Genomic DNA, 23,455 nt, shown 5'->3' on the forward strand with positions numbered 1-23,455 from the left:
ATTCATGGGTATCAAGCTGATCGCCAAAGACACCGTTGCACCGTGGAACTCTAAAGTGATTCCCCCGGTCACCCGCGGCCTGGAGGGCTGGTTCACATTCGACACCGATGCCAGCCGCTTCTCCAGGAACCGTGCCATCAACAAGCCCGACGCCGAGGTCACAGGCGCACCAGTGGCATTCGCCACTCACGGCCGCTTCAAGGGCCTAGTCAACTTCTTGAAGACGCAGATCCCCGACAGTACCGAAATGACGATCATGGTCATCGGCAAGGCGGTAAGCACGCCGCCAGCGGCCCCGGGCGGCGGGCCGGATTCACCGTTCTATGCTGGCGGATTCACAGGCAACTCGGTTGATCCGACCGTGCCGGGGGCTGGCTATGGCGTGTCGTTGTTCCATGGCGCTGGCGACTCGGTTACCGGCAATGCTGGCCGCCTTGGATCCACCGGATCGCCAACCTCTGGCGCTGCAAACCTCGCAGGCGATGTGCCTACGAGCTGGGGGCTTCGTGCCGTACGAGCGAGCGCGAACCTCACCCAGGCGTTTAACCTCACCCGCAACGCTAGCGCGGCAAGTACCGCTGTCACCAGGCGTATCCTGAGCGACTCGGTGATCCGCATCGGTGGCGCGTCTTCGACCTTTGGCGGTGAGGTGGATATTTCGGCAGTGGCCATCTATTCGGTGGCACTGACCGATGCAGAGATGGCCCTGGTTGCAGAGGCGATGCGCAAACGGACCACCCGATTGGGCATTTCGGTGTAACCCAGCCTGCAAGACCCATCGGACGCCTTGAGCGGTTTTTTTGTGCCTGACATTCATGCAGCCCGCCATGTGCGGGTTTTTTTCGTGCCTGGAGGAACCCATGCGCACATCGCAACGTGGCTTGAGCCTCATAAAGTCGTTTGAGGGCCTGCGCCTGCAGGCCTACCAGGATTCTGTCGGCGTCTGGACCATCGGCTACGGCGCCACCCGCGGCGTGAAGTCGGGAATGACGATCACCAAGGAGCAGGCCGAACGCATGCTGCTGAACGACGTACAGCGCTTCGAGCCAGAGGTGCAGCGCCTGGTCACCGCGCCGCTGAGCCAAAACCAGTGGGACGCCCTGATGAGCTTCACCTACAACCTGGGCGCGGCCAACCTCGAATCGTCCACGCTCCGCCGGCTGCTCAATGCGGGCAACTACGCTGCCGCTGCCGACCAGTTCCCGCGCTGGAACAAGGCTGGCGGGCAGGTGCTGGCGGGCCTGGTCCGCCGGCGGGCCGCTGAGCGAGATCTGTTCCTGGGGGCGGCGTGAACGGCTGGGTGCTGTCCGGAGTGGTGGCGCTGTTGCTGGTATCCCATTGGGCGGCGTACGAACACGGTCGATCGGTGGAACTTGCCCAGGCTGTCCAGAAATCAGCGGAGCGTGACAGCGGCGATCGACTGGCAGAAGTAATTGGCGAGCGCGCCGCGCGCCAGGAAGAACATCGTAGCGCAGATGCGCAGCAAGAGGCGAGGCTGAAGGCCCATGAAGAAAGAACCATTGCTGATGCTGGCGCTGCTGTTGCCGATGCTGCCGGTCAGCGGCTGCGCAGTGAATCCACCCAGTTCGCTGCCGCCGTCAGTTGCCCCGGCACGGATACCGCCGCTATCGCCCGAGGCCAGGCAGCCACCCGCGCCGCCATGGTGCTCTCCGACCTGCTCGACCGGTCTGTCGCTACGAATCGAGAGCTGGCGCAAGCTTATGACCGCGCCCTCATTGCCGGCCAGCAGTGCGGGCGCGAGTACGATGCCTTGATCCCGCCTGGCTGACTGGCATTGCTCTTAGGCAAAAACAGTGGGTAAGATACTGTATCTATATACAGTATTGGTGTCCTATGTACTTCCTCCTTGTGCGCCGTCGCGTCAATGGCGTGGCTATCCCTTCAAATCAGCTTGGGAAGATCACGCCTCTGCGTGCCGACATCCACATCGGCGATCACCACAGCGAGCCGCTGGGACGGGTATCGACACAGGCTTGGGTGTTCAACCCGTCGCCTGGTCCGGACATCATCCCCCGACTGCATGACGCGAAGGTCAACGGCATGGCCCAGCTCGGCATCAACATCAACGGGGTGGAGGAGGTCGACGGCGTGCTCTACGCGCAGTCCTGGTGGTGCAGGGTAGAATGATGGTGGGAATACCACAGGCCTGGGTGGCGGAACTGGACGACCAGGTGGCCCTGATAAATGACCCTGATGGACGAGCGACTGTGCTCAGTGAAATGGCCTATGCAGCTCACCGGCGACAGGAAGTTGATGAGGGCGACCTGGTCGACATGCTTGAGATCGTCGAGTCGGCCAGGCTGTGGGCGTTGGTAGGTGTCGATCTGGGATAGGATATATAGAATACCTTGTTCCGGTCCAAGGTTAATGCCCTAAAAAAAGTAAATCCCTAATGCGGCTAATGACTTGGTGATTGCTTTGGCTTTTATATCCCACTTTACGTTGTCTAGATAGCATTTCGCGAATCTTTCCAGTTGGAATTCTTCGGAAATTGTTCTGACTAACTCCTTGTTAGTAGCTGTTGCTTCGAATCTTGAGCCAAGATATATTTCCTTGATTGCCTCTTTCGGTATTGTTACGTCTCGGTGAGCCATGCTGTTGTCGAAAATAGTGAACTCATCATATTCTTTGTGTATGACTCTCAGAATTCGTACTTCTTCTTCATAAGCCCAGTGAATGGATTTTTGGAGGAACATTTTTTCCAATGTTGACCTGTCGCTAGTAGAATTGACCTCGGAAGGTAGCTCTATTCCGGCAGTGGATGGGCGTACTGAGGTATATATAACCGAGCCTGACTGTGCAGTGATAATGTTTGACTCATTGCACTCTAGTCCAGCACGTGATGTGTCGATTCCTACAACTGCGCCCTTATGGTTGTCAGCGTAATGAGCCCACATTAGCAAATTAAATGGAGCTCTAGTTAGGCAGAGCGCCCCTAATCTATATCTATTTTGCATGATCCGAAGTGAGTTATTCAGATTTACGAAATCATGCTTTTCTTCAGTTCGATAATTTGAAATTGCGCAGTCAAAAGGGTCATTGAAGAAGTATGGCGCGGTAAATCTAACTGTAAGTCCGGAAATTGTTGCCGAAAGACCTTCGGCACTCATGTATTTGTAGAGGATCATTTGTCGTTCGTGTCTATGCGGATGTTGTTTTGATATTGAAAACTAGGTCGGCCCAATCTTGCATCATTACTCTACGATGGTCTAGATAGCTTGCGTGGTTGTACACATCCCGGATGGCACTGCTGTCGGCGTGGGCCAGTTGCCGCTCGATCCAGTCCTTGTTATAGCCGCGGCTGTTCATCTCCGTGGAAAACAGATGTCGGAAGCCGTGCGGAGATTGCCGGCCGGTATAGCCGCACCTGTCCATCAGGTTCACCGCGTAGTTGATGCCGATCGGGCGCACGGCATCGGTTCGGTTCGGAAACACGTATTTCAAACCGCCGGATATCGGCAGCATCGATCGCAGTAACTCGACAGCCTGGCGCGACAGCGGTACCACATGGTCGCGCCGCATCTTCATCTTGCTGGCAGGGATGGACCAGGTCGCTGTATCTAGGTCAATCTCCGACCATTCAGCCTTGCGCACCTCTGCTGGCCGGCAGGCGGTTAGGATGAGCAGCTTGGTGGCGCACTGCAGCTGTAGGCCAGACTCACTTTCCTCAATGGCCTTGATGATGGCCGGCATCTCCGTGAATGCGAGAAAGGGCCGGTTCTTGTGCGGAGCCATTTTCTCAGTCACAGCGTGCATTTCCGCCGTGGGGTTGATCTCAATCATCCCGATCGCGACGGCATAGCGGAACACCTGGCCGATCCACTGCCTTGTTTTAACTGCTGTGGTGATTGAGCCGCGCCGCTCTATCCTCCGGATCAGGGTGATCACGTCCGCGCGCTTGATGCTGTCTATCTGGCGCAGGCCGAAAGCAGGTAGTACATCCAGTTCCATCGCGTTAGAAATCACCTTGACCGTTGACTCGGTCAGGCCTCCCTTCCTGAATTCCAGCCACTCCTCGTAGACGCGGCGGAAAGTCCTCTCTTTGGCGCCCAGGCGCTCTACCTTCTTTTCCCTCCTTGATTCGCGCGGGTCTTTGCCCTGCGCAACGTCTTCGCGCGCCTCATCTCGCCGCGCACGCGCTTCCTTTAATCCGATCTCTGGGTAAGTCCCAAGCGAAATCCTGGCCTGCTTGCCAAGCCAGGTGAACCTGAAGTGCCAGCTCTTCACGCCGGTCTCAGCCACGTAGAGAGTGAGCCCCAGCGAGTCCGCCAAGGTGTAGCCCTTTTCCCGGGGCTTGGCCTGCCTGGCCGCGGTGTCCGTGAGCGCCACTAGTACATTGCCTCTGCTTGGTTGGTCGATGTACTGGATGATGTACTAATTATCGGAGGATGTGGAGAGTCATACCGGGACGATTAAGGACAGAAAAGCGCCCATATACGGGCGCCTTTCGTTCTTTCGGGATTGTCCGGTTTTAGGCGGGAATCCACTGTGGAATCCTTGAAAATTTCCACGCTGTCATAACTCTGTGTGAATCAATAATGCGCGCAGTCTACCAGCATGGCCGCTACAAGGCTTGCAGGCGTTCATGCAGCCGCCCGGTGGCGGTCAGTTCCAGAAGTTCATCCCCCAGGCGCTGGCTCTCGGCAATGGCCTTGTACCAATAGCGCTTGCGCCCTGGCGCATCGCCCATGAAGCGCTTGAAGTCGTTGCGGTCGGGCAGTTTGCCGTAGGGCAGGGCTGCCAGGTATTGCGGCGAAGGCGTCATCAGCAGCACGTTTTGCAGGCGGGTGGCATCGCCCTTGCGCCAAGGCAGGGCCTTGTCGAACCAGCCGGGTACCACCTTGTCGGTGAAGTGCGGGTACAGCACCAGGTCGTCGCCGCGATAGGGCAGGTCGAGGTGATAGTCGAGCAGGCCGCCGTCGCGGTAGGTGCCGGCGCCGGCACCGGGGATGTCTTTCACGCCCTGCATGACCATCGGTATCGACCCGGAAGCGAGCAGGGCGTGGCGCAGGTTGGTCAAGTCCAGCGGCAGGTAGCGTGAGGGGAAGTCGGTCAGCGTGTCGAGCGGAGGCGCGGCGCGCCCATCGTGCAGAATGATGCGCTCGAAGTGGCGGGCCAGGCGCGAACGGCCCAGGAGGTTACTGGCAACCACCGAGCCCAGGCCCAGCCCCAGGCGGCCGCGATGGTCGTGAGCGAGCTGGCCGTGGCTTTTCACCACCAGGATGTTCAGGCGGTAGTGCGGGTTGGCCAGCAGCTGGCCGTCGCGGCCCTCCAGCAGGTCATCGAGCATGCGTTGGCAACTGCGGCTGATTTCGGCCGGGGTGACGCCCTTGGCGAAATCCTGCTCGGTGTATAGCTCGCCCAGGCGGCGGATGCCGGCGACCGGGTCGTCGAGGCAGGCGCTGGCGAAGCGCCAGGCACCGATCGATGCGCCGATCAGGGCACGCTGACGGGGTGCCGAGGGTAGCAACTCGCCGAACAGCGCCAGGTCCAGGCCCTGGATGCCCAGCGGCTTCGGCCCACCCGCCGCGCCCGGCAATACCCCGACATCGGCCGCTTGCAGGCCGCGCTCGCGGATGTGTCGCAAGGCACGCTGGCCGGCCTTGAAGGTGAGGGCGGGGTATTTGATGTGGATGGCGCTCATGGCGGGTCTCTTGGGCTCAAAGCAGCCGTTACAGATAACACACCTGTGTGTGCCTGTATTGGCCCTTTCGCAGCGCAAGGCCGCACCTTGCACGAGGCCAAGTCGGGTTGGCGGCGTAACTGCGCTATCATGCCGCCAGTTGTTTTCAGGTTGAATTAAGGACCGCTGGTTAATCTTAACCCCGTAGACAACTTGCACAGTTCTCAGGAGAGAAGAACGATGAAAACCATGACTGCCCTGATCACCGCCGCTGCCCTCGCCCTGGGCGCCAATGCCGCCTTCGCCAAGGACGTTCAGCCTGACGAAGTGGTCAAACTGGTCAACGCCAAGACCATCAAGTCGCTGGACGAGCTCAAGGCCGCTGCCGTGGCCAAGCACCCAGGCGCCACCGTCACTGACTCGGAACTTGAAGACGAGTACGGCCGCTACATCTACAAGGTCGAGCTGCGTGATACGCAGAACGTCGAATGGGACGTCGACATGGATGCCAAGACCGGTGAGGTGCTCAAGGACGAACGAGACAGCTGATGATCCATGTATCCCGGACGGCACGTTACCTGGCGCTCTCGCTGCTTGCCGTCTGCTCCCTGGCTGTTGCCCGCGACCTGGACCAGGATGAAGCCCTGAAGCTCCGTCAGAAGGGCATCATCCTGCCGCTCGAACAGCTGCTCGAGACCGCCCTGGGGCGTCACCCCGGGGCGCGTCTGCTGGAAGCCGAGCTGGAAGAAGACGATGATCGCTACGAATATGAAGTCGAGTTGCTGACGACTGAAGGTGTGGTGCGCGAGATCAAGCTCGATGCCAGCACCGGCGCCCTGCTCAAAGACGAGGAAGATGACTGAATGCGCCTGTTGCTTGTCGAGGACAACGTACCGTTGGCCGATGAACTGACCACCGGCCTGCAGCGCCAGGGCTATGCCGTGGACTGGCTGGCTGATGGCCGTGACGCGGTTTACCAGGGACAAAGCGAGCCTTACGACCTGATCATCCTGGACCTCGGCCTGCCTGGCTTGCCCGGCCTGGACGTGCTGGCCCAGTGGCGCGCCGCCGGCCTGGCCACACCGGTATTGATCCTCACTGCCCGCGGCTCCTGGGCCGAGCGCATTGAAGGGCTGAAGGCAGGGGCTGACGATTACCTGAGCAAGCCCTTCCACCCCGAAGAGCTGCAACTGCGCATCCAGGCGTTGCTGCGCCGCGCCCGTGGCCTGGCCAATCAGCCGAAGCTGGAAGCAGCCGGCCTGCACCTTGACGAAAGCCGTCAGTGCGTGAGCCGCGACGGGGTGGATGTGCAACTGACTGCCGCCGAGTTCCGCCTGCTGCGCTACTTCATGCTGCACCCGCAGCAGATCCTGTCCAAAAGCCACCTGGCCGAGCACCTCTACGACGGTGAAACCGAGCGCGACTCGAACGTGCTGGAGGTCCACGTCAACCATTTGCGCCGCAAGCTGGGCCGCAGTGTGATCGAAACCCGTCGCGGGCAAGGCTACATCTATGCCGGGAGCGGCGAGTGAAGTCGATCCAGGCGCGCCTGAGCCTGGGCCTGGTGGCGGTACTGGTGGTAGTCGGCGTGGTGCTGGCGCAACTGACCTTGTGGCTGTTCGAGGCCGGCCTGCAGCGTTATCTGGAAAACGGCCTGCGCAACGAAAGCGAGAACCTTCTGGTGGCATTGGTGCGCGGGCCTTCGGGCCTACAGCTGGATGAGCGGCGTATCTCGGCTGCCTATCAGCGGCCGTTTTCCGGTTACTACTTCCGCATCGATTTCGACCAAGGTACCTGGAGGTCTCGTTCGCTGTGGGACCTGGACATGCCCAAGCCCGCAGCGCCCGGGCTTTCCGATAGCCATGAACTCGGCCCCGAAGGCCAGCAGCTGCTGGCCCTGCGTGCCGACTACCGGCGGCTGGGCCAGGACATTTCGATCAGTGTGGCTCAGGACTATTCACCGGTGCGCGAAGGTTTCCGACGCTTGCAGCAGATCGGCCTGGGCATGGGCCTGGTGGCGCTGATCCTGATTCTGGTGCTGCAGCGCATCACGGTTACCCGCTCGCTGCGGCCGCTGGAGCGGGCGCGCCAGCAGATCGCCCAACTGCAGCAGGGGCGGCGCTCGCAGCTGGATGCCGAGGTGCCCAGCGAGTTGGTACCGCTGGTGGGGCAGATCAATCACTTGCTCAGCCATACCGAAGACAGCCTGCGCCGTTCACGCAATGCCCTCGGTAACCTCGGCCATGCGCTGAAGACGCCGCTGGCGGTGCTGCTGAGCCTGGCTTCCAGTGAACGCCTGCAGGGTCTGCCGGAGGTGCGCGCGCAAATGCGCGAGCAGTTGCAGCAGATTCAGGAACGCCTGGCGCGCGAGCTGAACCGTGCGCGCCTGGCAGGGGATGCGCTGCCGGGTGCGCAGTTCGATTGTGATGCCGAACTGCCGGGGTTGCTCGGGACCTTGGGCATGATTCATGGCGAGGGCCTGCTGCTGGCAAGTGATGTGTCGCCCGGGCTGTTGTTGCCCTGGGACCGCGAGGACGTGCTGGAACTGTTGGGTAATCTGCTGGACAACGCCTGCAAGTGGGCTGACAGCGAGGTGCGCGTGGGTATCGCGTCGAACGCCGAGGGCTACCGGCTCTGGGTTGATGACGATGGCCCGGGTATTGCGCAAGACCAGCGGCAGCAGGTGCTGGAGCGAGGTTCACGGCTGGACGAACAGGTGGCTGGGCATGGGCTGGGGTTGGGCATCGTGCGCGATATCGTTGACGCATGGGGCGGCCGCCTGGCCTTGCTGGAGAGCCCGCTGGGCGGGTTGCGGGTGAGCATCGACCTGCCGCGCAAGGCTCGTTGATGCCGGGGCCGCTGTGCGGCCCATCGCGACACAAGGCCGCTCCTACAGGGGTACGCAATCCCCTGTGGGGCCTTGTGTCGCGAAAGGGCGCGCAGCGTCCTTTGGCCCTATCAGTACTGCAAAAAAATTGCAGTACAGCCGCAGTTTTTTGAATTAGCCCAAATTCCCCCCACCCGGCAAAATCCTCCCACGAAACCCTGTGGTTTCCATCTCTCCACGGACGGAGCCCCTTGTGGTATTGCATGCGCAATACGAGGCCCAGGCCAACTCTGCTGGGCTTTCTTTTTGAACAGAAAAACCAAAGATCCCGATTGCCCAAATGTCTGCCTCGCGTTCCGAAAGTCGTCTGCAGCGGCTGTTGCCGGCCCCTCTCAACATCCCCCCAAAAGAATGGTTGCGTGCCGGTATCGGTGCGCTATTTGGCCTTTTCCTCGCGGGCTGGCTGACCAGCATGGCCTATGGCCCGAACATCGCCCTGCACTTGCTCGGCCCGCTGGCTGCTTCGGCGGTACTGGTGTTTGCGGTGCATTCCGGCCCCTTGGCCCAACCTTGGCCGGTGTTGGGCAGCTACGCCCTGGCGGGTGCAGTGGGGCTGGCCATGCGCGAAGGCTTCGGCCCCGAGCTGTGGGTGGCTGCTGCGGCACTCGGCATCTCGATCCTGGTCATGTGCCTGTTGCGCTGCCTGCACCCGCCGGGTGGCGGTGTGGCAGTGAGCGCGGTGCTGGCCGACCCGGGGTTGACCGCCATGGGCGATCACCTGCTGGAGCCGGTGCTGCTCAATGCGCTGATCCTGGTGACAGTGGCAATCGCCTACAACCGTTTGACGGGTGTGCGCTACCCGAAAGGCGCGGTGCCACGCAAAGACCTGCACCACACCCATGACCCACTGCCCGGCGAGCGGGTCGGCATCCGCAGTGAAGACCTGGACCAGGCCCTGGAAGAGCTGGGCGAGTTCGTCGACGTCACCCGTGACGAGCTGGAGCGCATCATCCTCGCCACCGAGCAGCACGCCCTGCAGCGCAGCCTTGGCGGTATCACCGCGGCCTCGGTGATGTCCCGCGATGTGCAGTTCGTCACGCCTGATGCCACGCTGGAGCAGGCCTGGAAAATGCTCGCCAGCCATCACCTGAACACCCTGCCTGTCCTGCAGCACGGCAAGCTTGTGGGCATCGTCAGCCTCAGCGACCTGGTTGGCCCGGCGATGCAGCGTGGGCGTTTCAGCTGGCGCGGTCTGTTCGGCCGCCAGGCGGTGCGCATGGCGCAAGTGATGAGCAGGCGGGTTGTCAGTGTCAGCAGCCAGCACCCGTTGGAACGCCTGCTGCCCTTGTTGTGCGAACAAGGCCTGCACTGCTTGCCGGTGCTTGATGGCGACAAGCTGGTGGGGGTGATCACCCAGACCGACCTGATTGCCGGCCTCAAGCGTCAGTTGCTCAGCAAGACCGAGGCTTCAGATAACCGGGTCCCAGCGTTGTGACCAGTCGCTGGCGCCGGCAGCTACCAGCCGGCGCAGGATCGCGAAGGCCTGTTGCAGGGCTTCGCTGTCACGTTTACGCGGGTACACCAGAAAGGTCGGGTAGGTGAACTCCGGAGCCTGAGGTACCCGCTCGAACACGCCGCTGTCCAGATAGGCCTGCACCACCCGCGTGCGGAAGTAGCCACTGCCACCTTGGTCGAGAATGAACTGCAGGGCTAATGGGCCGAGGTTGAAGCTTAGCGCCGGGCGCGCGCAGTCGGGCAGGGCCGCATCATGCTGGCGGCGGAAGGCCTCGCCCCAGTCGATGTAGATGTACGGCTCGGGCCGCTCGACCCGGCGCACGCGAATCAGCTTCTCTTCCATCAACTGCTCCACCTGCAGGCCTGGACCGTAGGTCGGCTGGTAGACCAGCGCGGCGTCCAGCAAGCCCATCTCGACCTTGCGCAGCAGCGACTCTCCATCGCTGACCTCGCTGCGGATGGCATGGCTGGGCAGTTCACGGTGCAGGGCACTTACCCAGTCGAGCATCATCGGGTTGCCCAAGCTCACCTCGCCGCCCACATGCAGCACCTGCTGGCAACCTTCAGGCAACGGCAGGTCGCGGCGCGCGGCTTCCCAGGTTTGCACCAACTGGTTGGCATAACTGACGAACGCTTCGCCATCGCTGGTCAGGCTGGCGCCGCTGCGGCTACGCACGAACAGCTGGCAACCCAGTTGCTGTTCCAGGCGCTGCACGCGCGCGGTGATCGCGGTTTGTGACACGAACAGGCGTTCGGCCGCGGCGACCAGGCTGCCGCAACGCACAATTTCCAGGAAGGTACGGGCCTGCTCGATGTCCATGTGCTGCTCGGTGGTTGAAGGGGTGGCCTATTCTAGAGGCTTTGCACTGTTATGGGGCGTTATTGCGTTGTCTGCAAATTTGCAGGTCGGTTGTGACTTTAGTCCCATGGCGGCGTGGGTAGAGCGGTCCATACTCAGGTTTCGCCCTTCAATAACAACAAGTACCGGGTTTTTAACGACATGAGCTACCAGCACAGCTACGCCCATTCCATTTCCGACCCTGCCGCGTTCTGGGCGGAACAGGCCGCAGACCTGGCCTGGCACCGCAAGCCTGCCTTGACCCTGCAAGACAACGCCGACGGTACCCACCGCTGGTTCGCGGATGGCCGCCTCAACAGCTGTTACCTGGCCCTCGATCACCAGATCGAGCAGGGCCGGGGCGAGCAGTTGGCGCTGATCTACGATTCGCCCGTGACCGGTGTGCAGCAGACCTACACCTACAACCAGTTGCGCGACGAGGTAGCACGCCTGGCCGGTTTGCTGCGCCAGTTGGGGGTGAACAAGGGCGATGGCGTGATCATCTACATGCCCATGGTGCCGCAAGCGGCCATGGCGATGCTGGCCTGCGCGCGGATCGGCGCGGTGCATTCGGTCGTGTTCGGTGGCTTTGCCGCCAACGAGTTGGCCCTGCGCATCGATGACGCTCGGCCCACCTTGTTGCTGACGGCATCGTGCGGGCTGGAGTTCGACCGGGTCATTGCATACAAGCCGCTGGTTGACCGTGCCCTGCAACTGGCCCGGCACCAGCCGCGCAATGTGCTGGTGCTGCAGCGGCCACAGGCGCACGCTGAACTGCTGCCAGGCCGCGACCTGGACTGGCAGGCGGCCTTGGCCGGCGCCGAACCGGTTGCGCCCGTCGAGCTGGATGCCGGCGACCCGCTGTATATCATGTATACCTCAGGCACCACCGGTAAACCCAAGGGTATCGTCCGGGAAAACGGCGGCAATGCCGTGGCGCTCTGTTACGCCATGCGCCATATCTATGGCATGCAGGCCGGCGATGTGTGGTGGGGCATTTCCGACGTCGGTTGGGTGGTCGGCCACTCACTGATCGTCTACGGGCCGTTGATGAGCGGCTGTACCACCGTGTTCTACGAAGGCAAGCCAATCCGCACCCCGGATGCTTCGGCCTATTGGCGGGTGGTGGAGCAGTACCAGGTCAACGCGCTGTTCTGTGCACCTACGGCCATGCGCGCCATCCGCAAGGAAGACCCGGAGGGCGACCTGATTCGCAAACATGACCTCAGCTCGCTGCGGCAACTGTTCCTGGCGGGGGAAAAGCTGGATTCCAGCACCCATGAATGGCTGGAACGGGTGAGTGGCAAGCCGGTGCACGACCACTGGTGGCAGACCGAGACCGGCTGGCCGGTCACCGCGCCTTGCGTCGGGCTGGAGGGCAGCGCGGCGAAGCCAGGGTCGAGCAACCGGGCGGTGCCGGGTTACAACGTTCGCGTACTGGATGACGAAGGCCACTTGCTCGGGGCCAACCATCAGGGTTCGATCGTGATTGCACTGCCACTGCCCCCCGGCTGCAGCCAGACGCTGTGGGGGGATCACGAGCGCTACCTGCAGGCCTACCTGTGCACATATCCGGGGTACTACCACACGGGTGACGGCGGCTATCTGGACGATGATGGCTTCGTCTACATCATGGGGCGCACCGATGATGTGATCAACGTTTCCGGTCATCGTTTGTCCACCGGTGAAATGGAAGACCTGGTCGCCCGCCACCCGGCGGTAGCGGAGTGTGCTGTGATCGGTGTGCATGACGAGATCAAGGGGCAGGTACCGTTGGCGCTGGTGGTACTCAAGGATGGCGAGGGCATTGCCGAGGCGCAGTTGCTGGTGGAGCTGGTGGGCAGTGTGCGCGAGGAAATTGGCCCGCTGGCCTGTTTCAACCGGGTCCGGCTGGTGAAGCGCCTGCCCAAGACCCGTTCCGGCAAGATTCTGCGGGCGGTGCTGCGCAAGATTGCCGATGGGCAGGATTATGTGCCGCCTTCGACCCTGGATGACCCTGCGGTGCTGGGTGAGATCGAAGCGGTGCTGGCGGATTTGCCCAGGGCGGGTTGATGGTTTGACCTCGATGGCCCCTTCGCGGGCGGGACGTGCATCGGTGGCTCGGCAGAGGCCGTCGTAGGCGCGGGTTCACCCGCGAAGAGGCCGGGCCTGCTGGCCAATTACCACCCGCCGTTCACCGTTGCGGCCGCTACCGTACTCGCGGGTAAACCCGCTCCTACAGACGCATCGGTGGTCGTAGGAGCGGGTTCACCCGCGAATGGGCCGGCTCAGGCACTGCAGGCTCAGGGGGCAATCTGGTGCAGTTGCCCCAACCGGCTGCGGGTACGCATCAGGTCGGCCAGCGGGCCGCCCAGGCTCTCTTCCAGCGGACGTTTACCTATGACAATCACCCGCCGATCCTGGTCATACAGCACATCCACCAGGTTGACGAAGCGCTGCTGAGCCGCCAGCGAACACGCCGAGAGGTCATCCAGCCCATCGATGACCCACTCGTCATACTCCCTGGCCAGCACCAGGTAGTCGATGACCGCGGTGGCCTTCTCGCACAGATCGTCAAAGCCAAGCACCACCCGCCGGCCATCGATGGCCAGCGCTCGCAGCGGGCGCTTGTTCACGTCCAGTATCACCGGTTGTTCGCTCGGCACATTCAGCGCCTGGCGCTGCGCCGCATCACCCGGCCAGACATAATGGCCCTGGGTAAAACGCTGATGCTCGCGGTTGGCCGGCAAACTGCGAAAATCCGTGTCGCCACCGACTTCGAGCACTTGCATCGAGCTGTTGATCAGGCGAATGACCGGCAGAAAACGTTCGTGATACAGCGGGTTGGGCAACAGCCCTTCGGGCGCGTAGTTAGAGGTCACCAGCAGGTACACGCCACGGGCGAACAAGGCGTTGAACAGCCGGGTGAGCAGCATGGCATCGCCTATGTCATGCACGTGGAATTCGTCGAAGCACAGCACTTGGCAACCACCCACCAGCTCGTCCAGCGTTGCGCCCAGCGCGTCGTCCAGCGCCCGGTGGCGGTGCATGCCCTGGTGCAGGCGTGCAAAGAAATCATGAAAATGCAGGCGCAGCTTGGCGGCTATCGGCACGGCCTGGAAAAAGCCATCGAGCAGCCAGCTTTTACCCCGGCCGACCGAGCCGTACAGGTACAGACTGCGCGGTTGACCTTGTTCAAGCTGCGTCAGTTGTTCGGCCATGCAGTGGATTACCCGCCGCTGACCGTCACTCAGCTGATAACCACGGCTGTGCGCCTTGTCCTCGAACCAGCCGAGCAGCTCGCTCTGTTGATTGGCGGTGCCGCGCAAGCGTTGGCCAAGCTGGCGCAGCGGGGTAGGGATCCAGGCAGACAAAAGCAACGCTCCTTGGGCGATGGCGGGGCAGCCTGCAGCTTGCCCGAGAGCGGCCATTTTGACTAATAGAGAAAGTGCCGGGCAATCATCACTTCTTGCGATAGGTCTGGCCGCCTCTTGTGCCTGTGCGGGCTATGCCTTTCGCTCCAGCTGGCGTTCGATCATGTACTTCACCGCCAGGCGACGTTCCTTGAGGTGGCGCAGGTCTTCGTCGACGAAGTTACCGGCCGATATCGATTCGGCAGCGAGCACCTGGTTGTCGATGTCCATATATTCGTCCAGCAAGCGGTCCAGCGCCTTGTCCTGCTGGCGGCGCTGCTGGACGATTTCGCGCGGGTAGTGCAGGTCCTGGTAGAGATCGTGAGAGACAGGCATGGGGTCCTCCTTGGTCAATGCAATGGGCTTACCTGATTGGAAGTGTGGAATGCGATTGTGTTGAAGCGAGGCGGGCGGAAACCGACGGACGGTCGCCACACCAGCGCCCAAATGACTAACTCGCTGTTTTTTGGCAATTTTTTTGATCAGGGGGGTTCACAGACCGAAAGTTTGTTGTTAAAGTGCCGCGCATTCCAAGACAACAACCCGGTTGTCACTCAGTTGGAATTGTCAGAGCAGCAAACGCTGCATCCGATACAGGGGCGTCGCCAAGCGGTAAGGCAGCAGGTTTTGATCCTGCCATGCGTTGGTTCGAATCCAGCCGCCCCTGCCATTTTTCAAAATTCAAACGTATTTAACCCGGTGCCAGGAAAGATGAGCGCTGGGTTTTCGCGTTTTCGCGTTTTTGTGATTTTGCGCGCCTCCGCACCTCCTGAGCGCGGGGCGTGCCTTACCGGGTTACCCGGAAATCCCCAGCATTTCGTTCAGCGCCCTGGCCAGTTCATCAGCCTGCACCGGCTTCTGGATCACCAGGCTGCCCGGCAGGTCCAGCCCCTGCAACTCCGCATAACCGGTAAGAAACACCACCGGCAGGCGGGGGTACCGTTCGCGGGCAGCCAGCGCCAGTTGAGCACCATTGAACTCGGGCATGGCGAAATCAGTCAGCAGCAGGTCAATGTCGTCATCCAGCAATGCCAATGCCTGCTCGCCGCTGTGCGCCTGGCGCACCTGGTAGCCGTATTGGCGTAACACATCGCCAAGCATGTCGCGCACCAGGTGGTCGTCGTCCACCAGCAGCACCGTGCGGTTATGGCCGCTTTCGCTGATTGACTGACTGAGCACTGCTGCTACGGGTTCGTTCACCATCTCCTCTTTTACCGCCGGCAGGTATACCGCCACCTCGGTACCGCGACCGAGTGTGGTGTCGATGCGCACGCCGCCACCGGACTGCTTGGCAAAGCCGAACACCTGGGCCAAGCCCAGGCCCGAACCTTTGCCAATGTCCTTGGTGGTAAAGAAAGGCTCGAATACCTTGGCCAGCACCTCTTCGCTCATGCCGCAACCCGTATCGCGGATGCTCAGCATCACGTACTCGCCCGGGTCCGGGTCTTCCGGGCGTTGCGGGCGCTTGTCGATATGGGTGTTGCGCGTTGTCAGGGTCAGCTGGCCGCCGTCGGGCATGGCATCGCGGGCATTGATCGCAAGGTTGAGGATGATCATCTCGGTCTGGGTGGGGTCGGTCAGTGCCTGCCACAGGGCCAGGTCAAGGTCCAGACGTACCGAGACGTTGCCACCCAGCGTGCGGCGCAGCAGCTCTTCCAGACCGGCCAGGGTACGGTTGAGGTTCAGCGGCACCGGCTCCAGACGCTGGCGGCGGGAGAAGGCCAGCAACTGCGAGGTCAGCTTGGCACCACGCTCGCCCGCTTCGCGGATATGGGTGAGGCGAGTGCGGGCCTTGTCCAGGTCGGCCTTGGCCAGATCGCGCTCCAGAAAGCTGGCACCGGTGAGTATCACCGTCAGCAGGTTATTGAAGTCATGCGCCACGCCAGCCGTTAGTTGCCCAACCGCTTCCAGCCGCTGCATCTGCTGCAGAGCGGCCTCGATGCGCTCGCGCTCGTTGATCTGTTCGCGCAGCCGCGCGTTGGCGTCTGCCAGGCTCAGGGCGGCTTCGCGCTCGCTGGTGATGTCGCGTGCCACCACGTACAGCAAGGTGTCCTCCGGCACCACCACCCACGACAGCCAGCGCTGTTGGCCGCCGGCATGCAGGATGCGACCGACAAAGCGTGCGCTGGTGCGGCCGTGGGCGAGGGCGGCCAGTTCGGTGAGTAACTGTTCCTGGTCCTGCTCAGGCAGCAGGTGCAGCAAGGACGACTGGCTCAGGCGTTCGCGTGAGAAGCCCAGGCTGGCTTCCCAGGCGGGGTTCAGTGCGACCGGGGTCAGGTCTTTGTTCAGCACGGCCAGCAAATCCTGCGACAGCTCCCAGGCACGATCGCGTTCGCGGGTACGGCGCTCGACCCGCTCGCCAAGCATCTCGTTCAGCTGACGCAGCGCCTGGGTGGCCTGGCGTTGCGCGTGGATGTCCTGCAGTACGCCTGAGAAGCGAACGCACTGATCATCGACGAACTGGCTTTGGCCGCTGCTCAGCAACCAGCGGGGCTCCAGGCCATTGGGTTGCGCGATCCGAAACTCCACGCGGTAATGACCGTCACTTTCCGGGCGCATGGCATGTTCCACCGCCTCGCGCACCAGTGGCAGGTCGTCGGGGTAGATGCCGGCGTAGAACACTTCAAGGCTCATTTCGGTGCTGGTGGGCAGGCCGAACAAGGTCTTGCAGCGGTCATCCCACAGCAACAGGCCCTCTTGCGGGCGCAGGTCCCAGGTGCCCATGCCGGCGGCGTCGATGGCGATGCGAGCACGTGCTTCGACGTCCGCCAAGGCCTCTTCGGCGCGGCGACGGCGCTGGCGTTCCTGTACTTCGCTGAGGGCCCGGCGCACGGCTTTGGGCAGCAGTGGCAGGTTCTTCTTCAGCACATAGTCGGTCGCGCCCAGGCGGATCATTTCCACCGCGTGCTCTTCGCCATAAATGCCGGACAGGAATATGAACGGGATGTCGGGTGCCAGGCGTTGGGCGATGGCCAGCACTTCGGTGCCGGACGAGCCTGGTAGCACGCAGTCACACAAGATCAGGTCGTAGCAGGCCTGGCGCAGGGCATGTTCGACACCCGCATGGTCGAACACCAGCTGCGACTGCACATGCAGCCCGCTGCGCTCCAGGCGCATCAGGGTAAGCTCAGCGTCCATCGAGCTGTCTTCGACCATCAGTAGTTTCAACGGCGTTTGCTGCATCGTTGCGGCGGCCTCAGTTGCTACCGCGACGGTTCAGTCGCAGTGAGCCGGGTGGCGGTTCGTTTAGCACTGCCCAGAATACCCCGAGGTCGGAGATGGCGGTGACGAATTCCTTGAACTCCACGGGTTTGACCACATAAGCGTTTACCCCCAGCTCGTAGGCACGCAACAGGTCGGGCTCTTCGCGCGAAGAGGTGAGCATCACGGTGGGGATGCTGCGCAGTTCGGCAGTGGCGCGCACTTCCTTGAGCACTTCCAGGCCGTCGACCTTGGGCAGTTTCAGGTCGAGTAACAGCACGGCAGGGTTGCCGTCATCGCGCTCGGCATAGGCGTTGCGGCGCAGCAAGTAGTCGAGCGCATCAGCGCCGTCACGCAGCACGATGACCTCGTTGGCCAACTGGCTGCGCTCCAGGGCCAGCAGGGTCAGCTCCAGGTCTCGGGGATTGTCTTCGACCAGCAGAATGGGCTTGAGCATGATGGTAGCGATGCCTCAGGTAGCAGTGTTTCGGGGTAGGGTGAAGTGGAAGCTGGCGCCCTGGTCGACCTGGCCAGTGGCCCAGACTCGACCGTCATGGCGCTCGATGATGCGGCGTACGCTCGCCAGGCCAATGCCGGTGCCTTCGAAATCTTCCATGCGGTGCAGGCGCTGGAAGACGCCGAACAGCTTGTTGGCGTAGGCCATGTCGAAGCCCACGCCATTGTCGCGGATGCAGACCTCGGTTTCGTCAGGGTGCTGTACGGCACTGATCTCGATGCGAGCAGGCGTACGGCCGCGAGTGTACTTGATGGCATTGGCTATCAGGTTGTGCAAGGCCATGTTGATGAATGCCGGGTCGCCGATCACCTTGGGCAGCGGGGCGATGTCCCAAACGATTGCGCGGCCTTCGTAATCGGGGGCTAGCTCGCTGCGAATGGCCTCGACCAGGGCGTTGAGGTCGACGTCGGACAGGCGCAAGGCCGAGCGGCCCATCTGCGAGAAGTTGAGCAGGTTGTCGACCAGGCTGCCGGCAAAGTGCGCCGCCTCACCAATATGCTGGAGGAAGCGTTTGCCGCGTTCGCTCAAGCCTTGGCCTTCGATCTCGCCAAGCAGTTCGGTATAGCCGGCGATGTGCCGCAGCGGGGCGCGCAGGTCGTGGGAAACACTGTAGGAAAACGCTTCGAGCTCCTTGTTGGAACGGCGCAATTCGCCAGCCAGTTGTGCCAGCTCTTCGGCCTTGCGCAGGACAATGCCCAGTACCGCGGCGCGCAGCTCCATCACGCCCTCGATCACCAGTGGGTCCCACGCCTGACAATAGCCGCGCAGTTCTTCCTGCCAGCGTTCAAAACTGTTCCGCGGGTCGAGGTTGCCCTGTGGCCCGACCTGCTTGGTCGGCTGGCCGGCCCAGTTGACCGTGCGTATCTGCTCGGGGCGGAACCACAGCAGGTAGTGCGAGTGGATCTGCGAGATGGCCACCGCCAGCACCCCGCCAGCATGGTTTGCCAGCTCGGGCAGCTCAGTGATGTCGCGGCGCAGGTTGTCGCTATGGAACACCTTGTCTTCGTCACGTTGGCTTAGCCAGTGTACCAGCGCCGTCACCTGGGCCTCAGGCGGGGTCTGGCCGATCAGGTCACAGCGCTCGGCCGAGATCACTGCCGCGCCCTGGGCGTCGGCGAAGGCCAGCAGCACGTGAGGCAGGTCGCGCAAACCGTCACTGACGCTGTCGTGGTCGGCCATGGACGAGATCATGCGTACGATGTGCTGGCGCAGCGCCAACAGCTTGCGCGTACTGGCATGGGACTCGCGGGACTCTATCTGCAACGACAGTACGCTGGCCAACAGCTCGCAGGCCGTGCGGGTGCGCAGGTCCACCGGGCGTGGCTGCTGATGGTGGCAGGAAATCAGCCCCCACAGCTCGCCGTCGACCACGATCGACAGCGACATCGAGGCCAGCGTGCCCATGTTGCGCATGTACTGCAGGTGCACAGGTGACACGCTGCGCAGTACAGCAAAACTCATGTCCAGCGCCTTGCCAGTGCGCGGGTTGGTTGCGGGCAGCAGTGGCGAGGGCTGATAGTTGGCATCTTCGATCACGCGGATACGGTTGACCCGGTAAAGCTCGCGCGCCTGGCGCGGGATGTCTGCAGCCGGGAAACACAGGCCTGCGTAGCTGGGGTAGCCCGGGTCGGCTACCTCGGCCAGCACCTGGCCATTGCCTTCGGCATCGAAACGGTACGCCTTGACCCGCCCAAAGCCGGTGATGCGCTTGAGCTGCAGCACCGCTTGTTGCAGCAGGTCTTCGATACTGCCGGCCAGTTGCAGACTGGCGACAAAGCTGCGCACCAACGGGTAGTAGTCGCCTTGCCCGACCAGGTCTGCTGGCAGGCGGGGTGGTTCGAACTCGGCAATCAGTACCTGATCGTGGCAATGGACCAGCATGTGCAGCAGGGCACTGACGGGGTTGCCCTGGCGCAAGTGCACGTCGCCAATGTGGAAGGGGAAGACTTCGTCTTCGGGAAGCCGTGTGAGGTGCGCGTGCAGGTCAAAGCCCTCGTGAACCAGGTCGGCGAAGTGGCAACCGATCAGTTCGCGGGCTGGCAAGCCCAACCAGTGCTCGACATTTTCACTGGCCTGCAGCACGCACAGGTCGGTGGCATCCAGCACCAGCAGAAAGCCGTGAGGCTGGATGCTGCCCGGAACCTGAATCGGTTCTTGGGCACAGCGCTCCATGGCGTCTGCCAGTGAGTTGTCTGCAGTCATGATTGAAAAAGCTCCTGTCATGTCCGTCCGTGTACGGCACAGGTGTCTGGCGCGGGACGAATACGATTCACCCTAACAGAATCCCGGTGAATTTACCGGCTCCTGGCCATTGGAGGCACGGGGTGGCCACGGGTTCTGTGTGGTACAGGCTTTTTTTGATGCCACGGTATCGCTTTGTCGCTAATACAAAAAAATGGCTTTATGCCACATCGGCTGCGCCGCCTCACTGCTACGCTCAGTTCAAGACGTTTCGATAAGGATAACAAGGTGACGGAGCGCATGCTGGCCCCGCTGTTTGGCCTGTTGTTCAGCGGCACTACCGTGGCTGCGGATTTTCTCGTGGAGGTGCGGGTACTGGTGCAGCGTGGCTGCATGCTGGTCAACCAGACCCGCGATGCGGGAGCCCAGGCCCTGGGAAGGATCGACCTGGGTGCTACGGCGCGCCTGGATGGCCCTGGCGCGCCCTTGAGTGGTGTGCTGCTGAGCCAGCGCCCGCCGCGCCTGGAGTGCAACCCGGATACGCCCTATCAGGTGCGCGTCGATGGTGGCCAGCATGGTGGTGTTGGCGAACTCCGCTACCTGGCGAGCGATGATCGCCTGGCGCGGCCCATTCCTTACCGCTTGTACCGTGACGCTGCCTGGCGTGAGCCGCTGGCAGTGGGGGTAGCCCAATCGGCGCGTGTACCGGGCAGCGGTTCGGTTGAATTGCCGTTGTACGCACGTATCGACAAATTGGCCTGGGTGCCGGATGCAGGGGTTTATGCCGACCTGCTGAAAGTCACCGTCACCTGGTAGGGACGCCACCATGCACAAGGACGCCATGCCATGAGCCGCACTTCGATCCTGTTGCTCACCCTTGGCCCGCTACTGGTCCCCGGCGGTGCGGTGCATGGCAGCACCACCGGCTTCATACAGGCGCGGCTGGTCATCAGCGCGTCTTGCCAGATCAGCAGCAACGAGACGCAACCGGCTGTGCTGGGTGACCCAGGCGTACTGGACTTTGGCGAGCGCGGTCCGAACTGGGATCAGCCGTTGCGCAGCCAGGTGGACGAAGTGGGCGGTCAGGGTAGCCTGCAAATCAGTTGCACGCCTGAGGTTCAGGCCTTCAACGTGCGTATCAATGGTGGTCTCAATGGCGACGATGGCATTCGCCGCCTGAGCAACGGCCGTGAACTGATTCCTTATCAGCTGGCGGTCGACCCAGGCGGTAACAGCCGCTACGGCGTCGGCCAGGCGCGGGCCTTCACCATTCGCAGCAGCCAGCAAGTGCCGATTCCCATCTACGGTGTGGTAGTGGCGCAACCGCGGGCGCTGCCGGCCGGGCTTTACCGCGACACCCTCAGAGTGACCCTGGACTGGTAACCACGCAAGGAGACTCCGATGCGAACGAACCTTTCATATTGCTTCCTCGCAGGCCTGGGCCTGGCGTTGGCTTCCCAGGCCCAGGCGGCCACGGTGACGGGGAGTATCAGCTCGACCCTGACGCTGACTGCGGCGTGCCAGGTCAATGGCACGTCGGGCACGTCGGGGCTTGACTTCGGTGCCCTGGACTTCGGTACCGAGGATGCCTTGTTCGTCACCGCCGATGCCCAGGTGCTGGGAGGCGGGGGAGGCGCCATGAGCATCCTGTGCTCTGCAGGTACGGTGCCTGTGATCAAAGTGAGTGCAGGCCTGCATGATGGCCAGTCGAGCGGTGGCACCCGTGCGCTCGCTGATGGTTCTGGCAACTTTGTGCCGTATGACCTCTATACCGACGCGGGGCGTACGGCGTTGCTGGCGGTCGACGACACCATCACCCTGCCGACCAGTACCGGCGCCGCTCAGACGGTCAACCTTTATGGCAAGGCCGTCGGCAAGGCGGGCCTGCCCGCAGGGGTCTACAGCGACACGATCTCGGTCGAGCTGTCGTTCTGACCCATGCGCGGCTGGCTGGCAGGAGGCCTGACTGGCGTCAGCATGTTGTTGGCCGCTCCGTTGGGGGCAGTGACCACCAGTACCTTCACGGTGACGGCGCAGGTTGTCGCCGGGTGCCTGGTGGTGGGGGGTGTCACCAGCTATGGCACGCTCGATTATGGCTCGCAGTCGGCGCTGTCCACGGGGCTGCTCAGCACATCGCTGGGTGGTTCTACCGTGACGTTCCAGTGCACGCCGGGCGTGGCCATGAGTATGAGCCTGGACGGCGGGCAAAACAGTGCCAGTGGCACACGCAACCTGAAGCGCACCAGTGGCACGCAAATGCTGGCCTACCAGTTGTACCGGGACGCCGCCTATAGCCAGGCCTTGGGGATCGGCCAGAGCGTGGCGGTGAGCTATTCCGACCCGACGGCGATCAAGTTACCGGTGTACGGACGGGTTCAGCTGACCGGCACGCAGCCGGCAGGGACCTACACCGATGTGGTGCAAGTGACGGTGACCTGGTAACGGCCAGCGCCACCCATGACAAGTGTCTAAGGAGAGCTGCATGCGGGCAGGCGCGAAGTGGACGCGTGGATTGACAGGTTTATTGTCGCTGGCAAGCCTGCCGGCCTGGGCGGCCACTTCGGTGCTGATCTGGCCGATCGACCCGGTGCTGGAGGCCGACCAGAAGGCAGGTGCGTTGTGGCTGGAAAACCGTGGCACTGCGCCGGCAAACCTGCAGGTGCGGGTATTCGCCTGGCGCCAGGGTGATTACCAGGAGCAGTTCCAGGCGCAGCGCGAGATTATCGGCAGCCCGCCGGTCGCCAACATTGCACCCGGGCAGAAGCAACTGATCCGCCTGACCCGTACCGGCCCTTCACCGGCCGGCCAGGAGCAGGCCTACCGCATCATCATCGACGAGATTCCGCCCGCCATTGCGGTCGACAAGGCCGAGCCCGGCGCGACGGCGGCCATTCGATTGCAGATGCGCTATTCGGTGCCGCTGTTCGTCTATGGCGAAGGGCTGTGGGGCAAGGCCGACCCTGAAGGCAGACGCAATGCCGAGGGCGTGGGCAAGCCGCAGCTCAGCTGGCGCCCGGTGACGGTGCAGGGCAAGCCCTATATTGAACTGCGTAACACGGGCCCGGTACATGCGCGGCTGACCGATGTGGTCGTGCAGCAAGGCAGCCAGAGCAAGCCACTGGCTGAAGGCCTGCTGGGTTATGTGCTGCCGGGGGCAAGCATGCGCTGGCCGGCTCCCGTCGCATCCGGCAACGGCAGCGTGCTCAAGGGCAGGGTCAATGGTCAGCGCTCGGCGGACGCCATCCGCCAAGGCCAATGAGCCAACGGCTGAATGAAGTGCAGGGGCCAAGGAGGACCCGGCAATGGTTGGAAACCGTGTGTGAAGTGGCTCCCGGCGACG

General features: G+C 62.3%; 25 protein-coding genes and 1 tRNA gene. 17 read left to right on the forward strand and 9 right to left on the reverse strand.

Annotated features, from left to right (window positions below; all coding sequences use genetic code 11):
• Positions 1–4 precede the first annotated feature (4 nt).
• From FQ668_RS11705 to FQ668_RS11725, 5 genes are all read left to right on the forward strand, one after another.
• Positions 5–760, forward strand: coding sequence for a hypothetical protein (locus tag FQ668_RS11705; RefSeq protein ID WP_144180240.1), 756 nt, complete (start codon positions 5–7; stop codon positions 758–760).
• 100 nt (positions 761–860) lie between these two features.
• Positions 861–1,292, forward strand: a complete 432-nt coding sequence (locus tag FQ668_RS11710; protein WP_144180242.1) for a lysozyme — start codon at positions 861–863, stop codon at positions 1,290–1,292.
• Positions 1,289–1,789 (forward strand): DUF2514 domain-containing protein, encoded by a 501-nt coding sequence (locus FQ668_RS11715; protein WP_144180245.1) that lies wholly within the window; start codon positions 1,289–1,291, stop codon positions 1,787–1,789. The genes FQ668_RS11710 and FQ668_RS11715 overlap by 4 nt, the downstream gene beginning before the upstream one ends.
• Positions 1,790–1,854: 65 nt before the next feature.
• Positions 1,855–2,148 carry a hypothetical protein gene (locus tag FQ668_RS11720; protein WP_144180248.1) on the forward strand — a complete coding sequence of 98 codons (294 nt, stop codon included), beginning with the start codon at positions 1,855–1,857 and terminating at the stop codon, positions 2,146–2,148.
• Positions 2,145–2,354, forward strand: a complete 210-nt coding sequence (locus FQ668_RS11725) for a hypothetical protein (protein WP_144180251.1) — start codon at positions 2,145–2,147, stop codon at positions 2,352–2,354. Before FQ668_RS11720 ends, FQ668_RS11725 begins: the two co-directional genes overlap by 4 nt.
• Positions 2,355–2,393: 39 nt before the next feature.
• Here the strand turns inward: FQ668_RS11725 and FQ668_RS11730 are convergent, their stop codons facing one another.
• From FQ668_RS11730 to FQ668_RS11740, 3 genes are all read right to left on the reverse strand, one after another.
• On the reverse strand, positions 2,394–3,149 hold the full coding sequence (locus tag FQ668_RS11730) for a DUF2971 domain-containing protein (protein ID WP_144180255.1): 756 nt from the start codon (positions 3,147–3,149) through the stop codon (positions 2,394–2,396).
• Positions 3,150–3,162: 13 nt separating this feature from the next.
• Positions 3,163–4,350 (reverse strand): tyrosine-type recombinase/integrase, encoded by a 1,188-nt coding sequence (locus tag FQ668_RS11735; protein WP_144180258.1) that lies wholly within the window; start codon positions 4,348–4,350, stop codon positions 3,163–3,165.
• Positions 4,351–4,585: 235 nt separating this feature from the next.
• Positions 4,586–5,665: a patatin-like phospholipase family protein gene (locus FQ668_RS11740; RefSeq protein WP_019437440.1), complete on the reverse strand. Its 1,080-nt coding sequence runs from the start codon at positions 5,663–5,665 to the stop codon at positions 4,586–4,588.
• A 219-nt stretch (positions 5,666–5,884) separates the two neighbouring features.
• Here FQ668_RS11740 and FQ668_RS11745 point away from each other — a divergent pair, with 219 nt between their 5' ends.
• The 5 genes from FQ668_RS11745 (at position 5,885) to FQ668_RS11765 (ending at position 9,966) form a co-directional block, all read left to right on the forward strand.
• Positions 5,885–6,193 (forward strand): PepSY domain-containing protein, encoded by a 309-nt coding sequence (locus FQ668_RS11745; RefSeq protein ID WP_010953306.1) that lies wholly within the window; start codon positions 5,885–5,887, stop codon positions 6,191–6,193.
• Positions 6,193–6,507, forward strand: coding sequence for a PepSY domain-containing protein (locus FQ668_RS11750; protein WP_003250344.1), 315 nt, complete (start codon positions 6,193–6,195; stop codon positions 6,505–6,507). The genes FQ668_RS11745 and FQ668_RS11750 overlap by 1 nt, the downstream gene beginning before the upstream one ends.
• Entirely contained in the window at positions 6,508–7,176 is a 669-nt protein-coding gene (locus FQ668_RS11755; RefSeq protein ID WP_014591651.1) for a response regulator transcription factor, read from the forward strand.
• Positions 7,173–8,492: a sensor histidine kinase gene (locus tag FQ668_RS11760; protein WP_019437441.1), complete on the forward strand. Its 1,320-nt coding sequence runs from the start codon at positions 7,173–7,175 to the stop codon at positions 8,490–8,492. Before FQ668_RS11755 ends, FQ668_RS11760 begins: the two co-directional genes overlap by 4 nt.
• 319 nt (positions 8,493–8,811) lie before the next feature.
• A complete protein-coding gene (locus FQ668_RS11765; RefSeq protein WP_014591649.1) occupies positions 8,812–9,966 on the forward strand; it encodes an HPP family protein in 1,155 nt (384 codons plus the stop codon).
• Here FQ668_RS11765 and FQ668_RS11770 read toward each other — a convergent pair.
• Positions 9,940–10,806 (reverse strand): LysR family transcriptional regulator, encoded by an 867-nt coding sequence (locus tag FQ668_RS11770; RefSeq protein WP_010953310.1) that lies wholly within the window; start codon positions 10,804–10,806, stop codon positions 9,940–9,942. The two genes, FQ668_RS11765 and FQ668_RS11770, sit on opposite strands and share 27 nt — an antisense overlap.
• A 180-nt stretch (positions 10,807–10,986) precedes the next feature.
• Between FQ668_RS11770 and FQ668_RS11775 the strand changes: the two genes are divergently transcribed.
• Entirely contained in the window at positions 10,987–12,876 is a 1,890-nt protein-coding gene (locus FQ668_RS11775; protein ID WP_019437442.1) for a propionyl-CoA synthetase, read from the forward strand.
• Between the two features lie 230 nt (positions 12,877–13,106).
• On the opposite strand, the gene zapE is transcribed toward FQ668_RS11775, so the two are convergent.
• Both zapE and FQ668_RS11790 read right to left on the reverse strand, forming a co-directional pair.
• On the reverse strand, positions 13,107–14,177 hold the full coding sequence (zapE, locus tag FQ668_RS11785) for a cell division protein ZapE (protein ID WP_014591647.1): 1,071 nt from the start codon (positions 14,175–14,177) through the stop codon (positions 13,107–13,109).
• Between the two features lie 132 nt (positions 14,178–14,309).
• Complete coding sequence (locus FQ668_RS11790; protein WP_012271609.1) at positions 14,310–14,552, reverse strand: hypothetical protein; 243 nt, start codon at positions 14,550–14,552, stop codon at positions 14,310–14,312.
• Between the two features lie 259 nt (positions 14,553–14,811).
• On the opposite strand from FQ668_RS11790, the gene FQ668_RS11795 reads away from it, so the two are divergent.
• Positions 14,812–14,886 (forward strand) — tRNA-Gln (locus tag FQ668_RS11795).
• A gap of 125 nt (positions 14,887–15,011) precedes the next feature.
• Here FQ668_RS11795 and FQ668_RS11800 read toward each other — a convergent pair.
• From FQ668_RS11800 to FQ668_RS11810, 3 genes are read right to left on the reverse strand one after another with little or no spacing between them, the layout of a single operon-like run.
• Complete coding sequence (locus FQ668_RS11800; protein WP_014591646.1) at positions 15,012–17,399, reverse strand: response regulator; 2,388 nt, start codon at positions 17,397–17,399, stop codon at positions 15,012–15,014.
• Between the two features lie 13 nt (positions 17,400–17,412).
• Positions 17,413–17,874, reverse strand: coding sequence for a response regulator (locus FQ668_RS11805; protein ID WP_003250360.1), 462 nt, complete (start codon positions 17,872–17,874; stop codon positions 17,413–17,415).
• A gap of 15 nt (positions 17,875–17,889) precedes the next feature.
• A complete protein-coding gene (locus tag FQ668_RS11810) occupies positions 17,890–20,136 on the reverse strand; it encodes an ATP-binding protein (RefSeq protein ID WP_014591645.1) in 2,247 nt (748 codons plus the stop codon).
• A gap of 267 nt (positions 20,137–20,403) precedes the next feature.
• Here FQ668_RS11810 and FQ668_RS11815 point away from each other — a divergent pair, with 267 nt between their 5' ends.
• The 5 genes from FQ668_RS11815 to FQ668_RS11835 are packed head-to-tail and all read left to right on the forward strand — an operon-like array spanning position 20,404 to position 23,374.
• Positions 20,404–20,931, forward strand: a complete 528-nt coding sequence (locus FQ668_RS11815; RefSeq protein WP_019437443.1) for a spore coat U domain-containing protein — start codon at positions 20,404–20,406, stop codon at positions 20,929–20,931.
• A gap of 30 nt (positions 20,932–20,961) precedes the next feature.
• Positions 20,962–21,498, forward strand: a complete 537-nt coding sequence (locus FQ668_RS11820) for a spore coat U domain-containing protein (protein WP_019437444.1) — start codon at positions 20,962–20,964, stop codon at positions 21,496–21,498.
• An 18-nt stretch (positions 21,499–21,516) separates the two neighbouring features.
• Positions 21,517–22,050, forward strand: coding sequence for a spore coat U domain-containing protein (locus tag FQ668_RS11825; RefSeq protein WP_014591643.1), 534 nt, complete (start codon positions 21,517–21,519; stop codon positions 22,048–22,050).
• Between the two features lie 3 nt (positions 22,051–22,053).
• Positions 22,054–22,557, forward strand: a complete 504-nt coding sequence (locus tag FQ668_RS11830) for a spore coat U domain-containing protein (RefSeq protein ID WP_014591642.1) — start codon at positions 22,054–22,056, stop codon at positions 22,555–22,557.
• 40 nt (positions 22,558–22,597) lie between these two features.
• Positions 22,598–23,374, forward strand: a complete 777-nt coding sequence (locus FQ668_RS11835; protein ID WP_014591641.1) for a molecular chaperone — start codon at positions 22,598–22,600, stop codon at positions 23,372–23,374.
• Positions 23,375–23,455: the final 81 nt, after the last annotated feature.

Source organism: Pseudomonas sp. Kh14, assembly GCF_900291005.1.
Classification (GTDB): domain Bacteria; phylum Pseudomonadota; class Gammaproteobacteria; order Pseudomonadales; family Pseudomonadaceae; genus Aquipseudomonas; species Aquipseudomonas alloputida.

Bases quoted from the DNA above. Each gene is read 5' to 3' on its own strand.
- FQ668_RS11705 (WP_144180240.1), top strand. From the start codon at position 5: ATGGGTATCAAGCTGATCGCCAAAGACACCGTTGCACCGTGGAACTCT.
- FQ668_RS11725 (WP_144180251.1), top strand. From the start codon at position 2,145: ATGATGGTGGGAATACCACAGGCCTGGGTGGCGGAACTGGACGACCAG.
- FQ668_RS11770 (WP_010953310.1), bottom strand. From the start codon at position 10,806: ATGGACATCGAGCAGGCCCGTACCTTCCTGGAAATTGTGCGTTGCGGC.
- FQ668_RS11750 (WP_003250344.1), top strand. From the start codon at position 6,193: ATGATCCATGTATCCCGGACGGCACGTTACCTGGCGCTCTCGCTGCTT.
- FQ668_RS11720 (WP_144180248.1), top strand. From the start codon at position 1,855: ATGTACTTCCTCCTTGTGCGCCGTCGCGTCAATGGCGTGGCTATCCCT.
- FQ668_RS11820 (WP_019437444.1), top strand. From the start codon at position 20,962: ATGAGCCGCACTTCGATCCTGTTGCTCACCCTTGGCCCGCTACTGGTC.
- FQ668_RS11730 (WP_144180255.1), bottom strand. From the start codon at position 3,149: ATGATCCTCTACAAATACATGAGTGCCGAAGGTCTTTCGGCAACAATT.
- FQ668_RS11835 (WP_014591641.1), top strand. From the start codon at position 22,598: ATGCGGGCAGGCGCGAAGTGGACGCGTGGATTGACAGGTTTATTGTCG.
- FQ668_RS11755 (WP_014591651.1), top strand. From the start codon at position 6,508: ATGCGCCTGTTGCTTGTCGAGGACAACGTACCGTTGGCCGATGAACTG.
- FQ668_RS11790 (WP_012271609.1), bottom strand. From the start codon at position 14,552: ATGCCTGTCTCTCACGATCTCTACCAGGACCTGCACTACCCGCGCGAA.
- FQ668_RS11825 (WP_014591643.1), top strand. From the start codon at position 21,517: ATGCGAACGAACCTTTCATATTGCTTCCTCGCAGGCCTGGGCCTGGCG.
- FQ668_RS11800 (WP_014591646.1), bottom strand. From the start codon at position 17,399: ATGCAGCAAACGCCGTTGAAACTACTGATGGTCGAAGACAGCTCGATG.
- FQ668_RS11765 (WP_014591649.1), top strand. From the start codon at position 8,812: ATGTCTGCCTCGCGTTCCGAAAGTCGTCTGCAGCGGCTGTTGCCGGCC.
- FQ668_RS11710 (WP_144180242.1), top strand. From the start codon at position 861: ATGCGCACATCGCAACGTGGCTTGAGCCTCATAAAGTCGTTTGAGGGC.
- FQ668_RS11745 (WP_010953306.1), top strand. From the start codon at position 5,885: ATGAAAACCATGACTGCCCTGATCACCGCCGCTGCCCTCGCCCTGGGC.
- FQ668_RS11740 (WP_019437440.1), bottom strand. From the start codon at position 5,665: ATGAGCGCCATCCACATCAAATACCCCGCCCTCACCTTCAAGGCCGGC.
- FQ668_RS11775 (WP_019437442.1), top strand. From the start codon at position 10,987: ATGAGCTACCAGCACAGCTACGCCCATTCCATTTCCGACCCTGCCGCG.
- FQ668_RS11810 (WP_014591645.1), bottom strand. From the start codon at position 20,136: ATGACTGCAGACAACTCACTGGCAGACGCCATGGAGCGCTGTGCCCAA.
- FQ668_RS11830 (WP_014591642.1), top strand. From the start codon at position 22,054: ATGCGCGGCTGGCTGGCAGGAGGCCTGACTGGCGTCAGCATGTTGTTG.
- FQ668_RS11805 (WP_003250360.1), bottom strand. From the start codon at position 17,874: ATGCTCAAGCCCATTCTGCTGGTCGAAGACAATCCCCGAGACCTGGAG.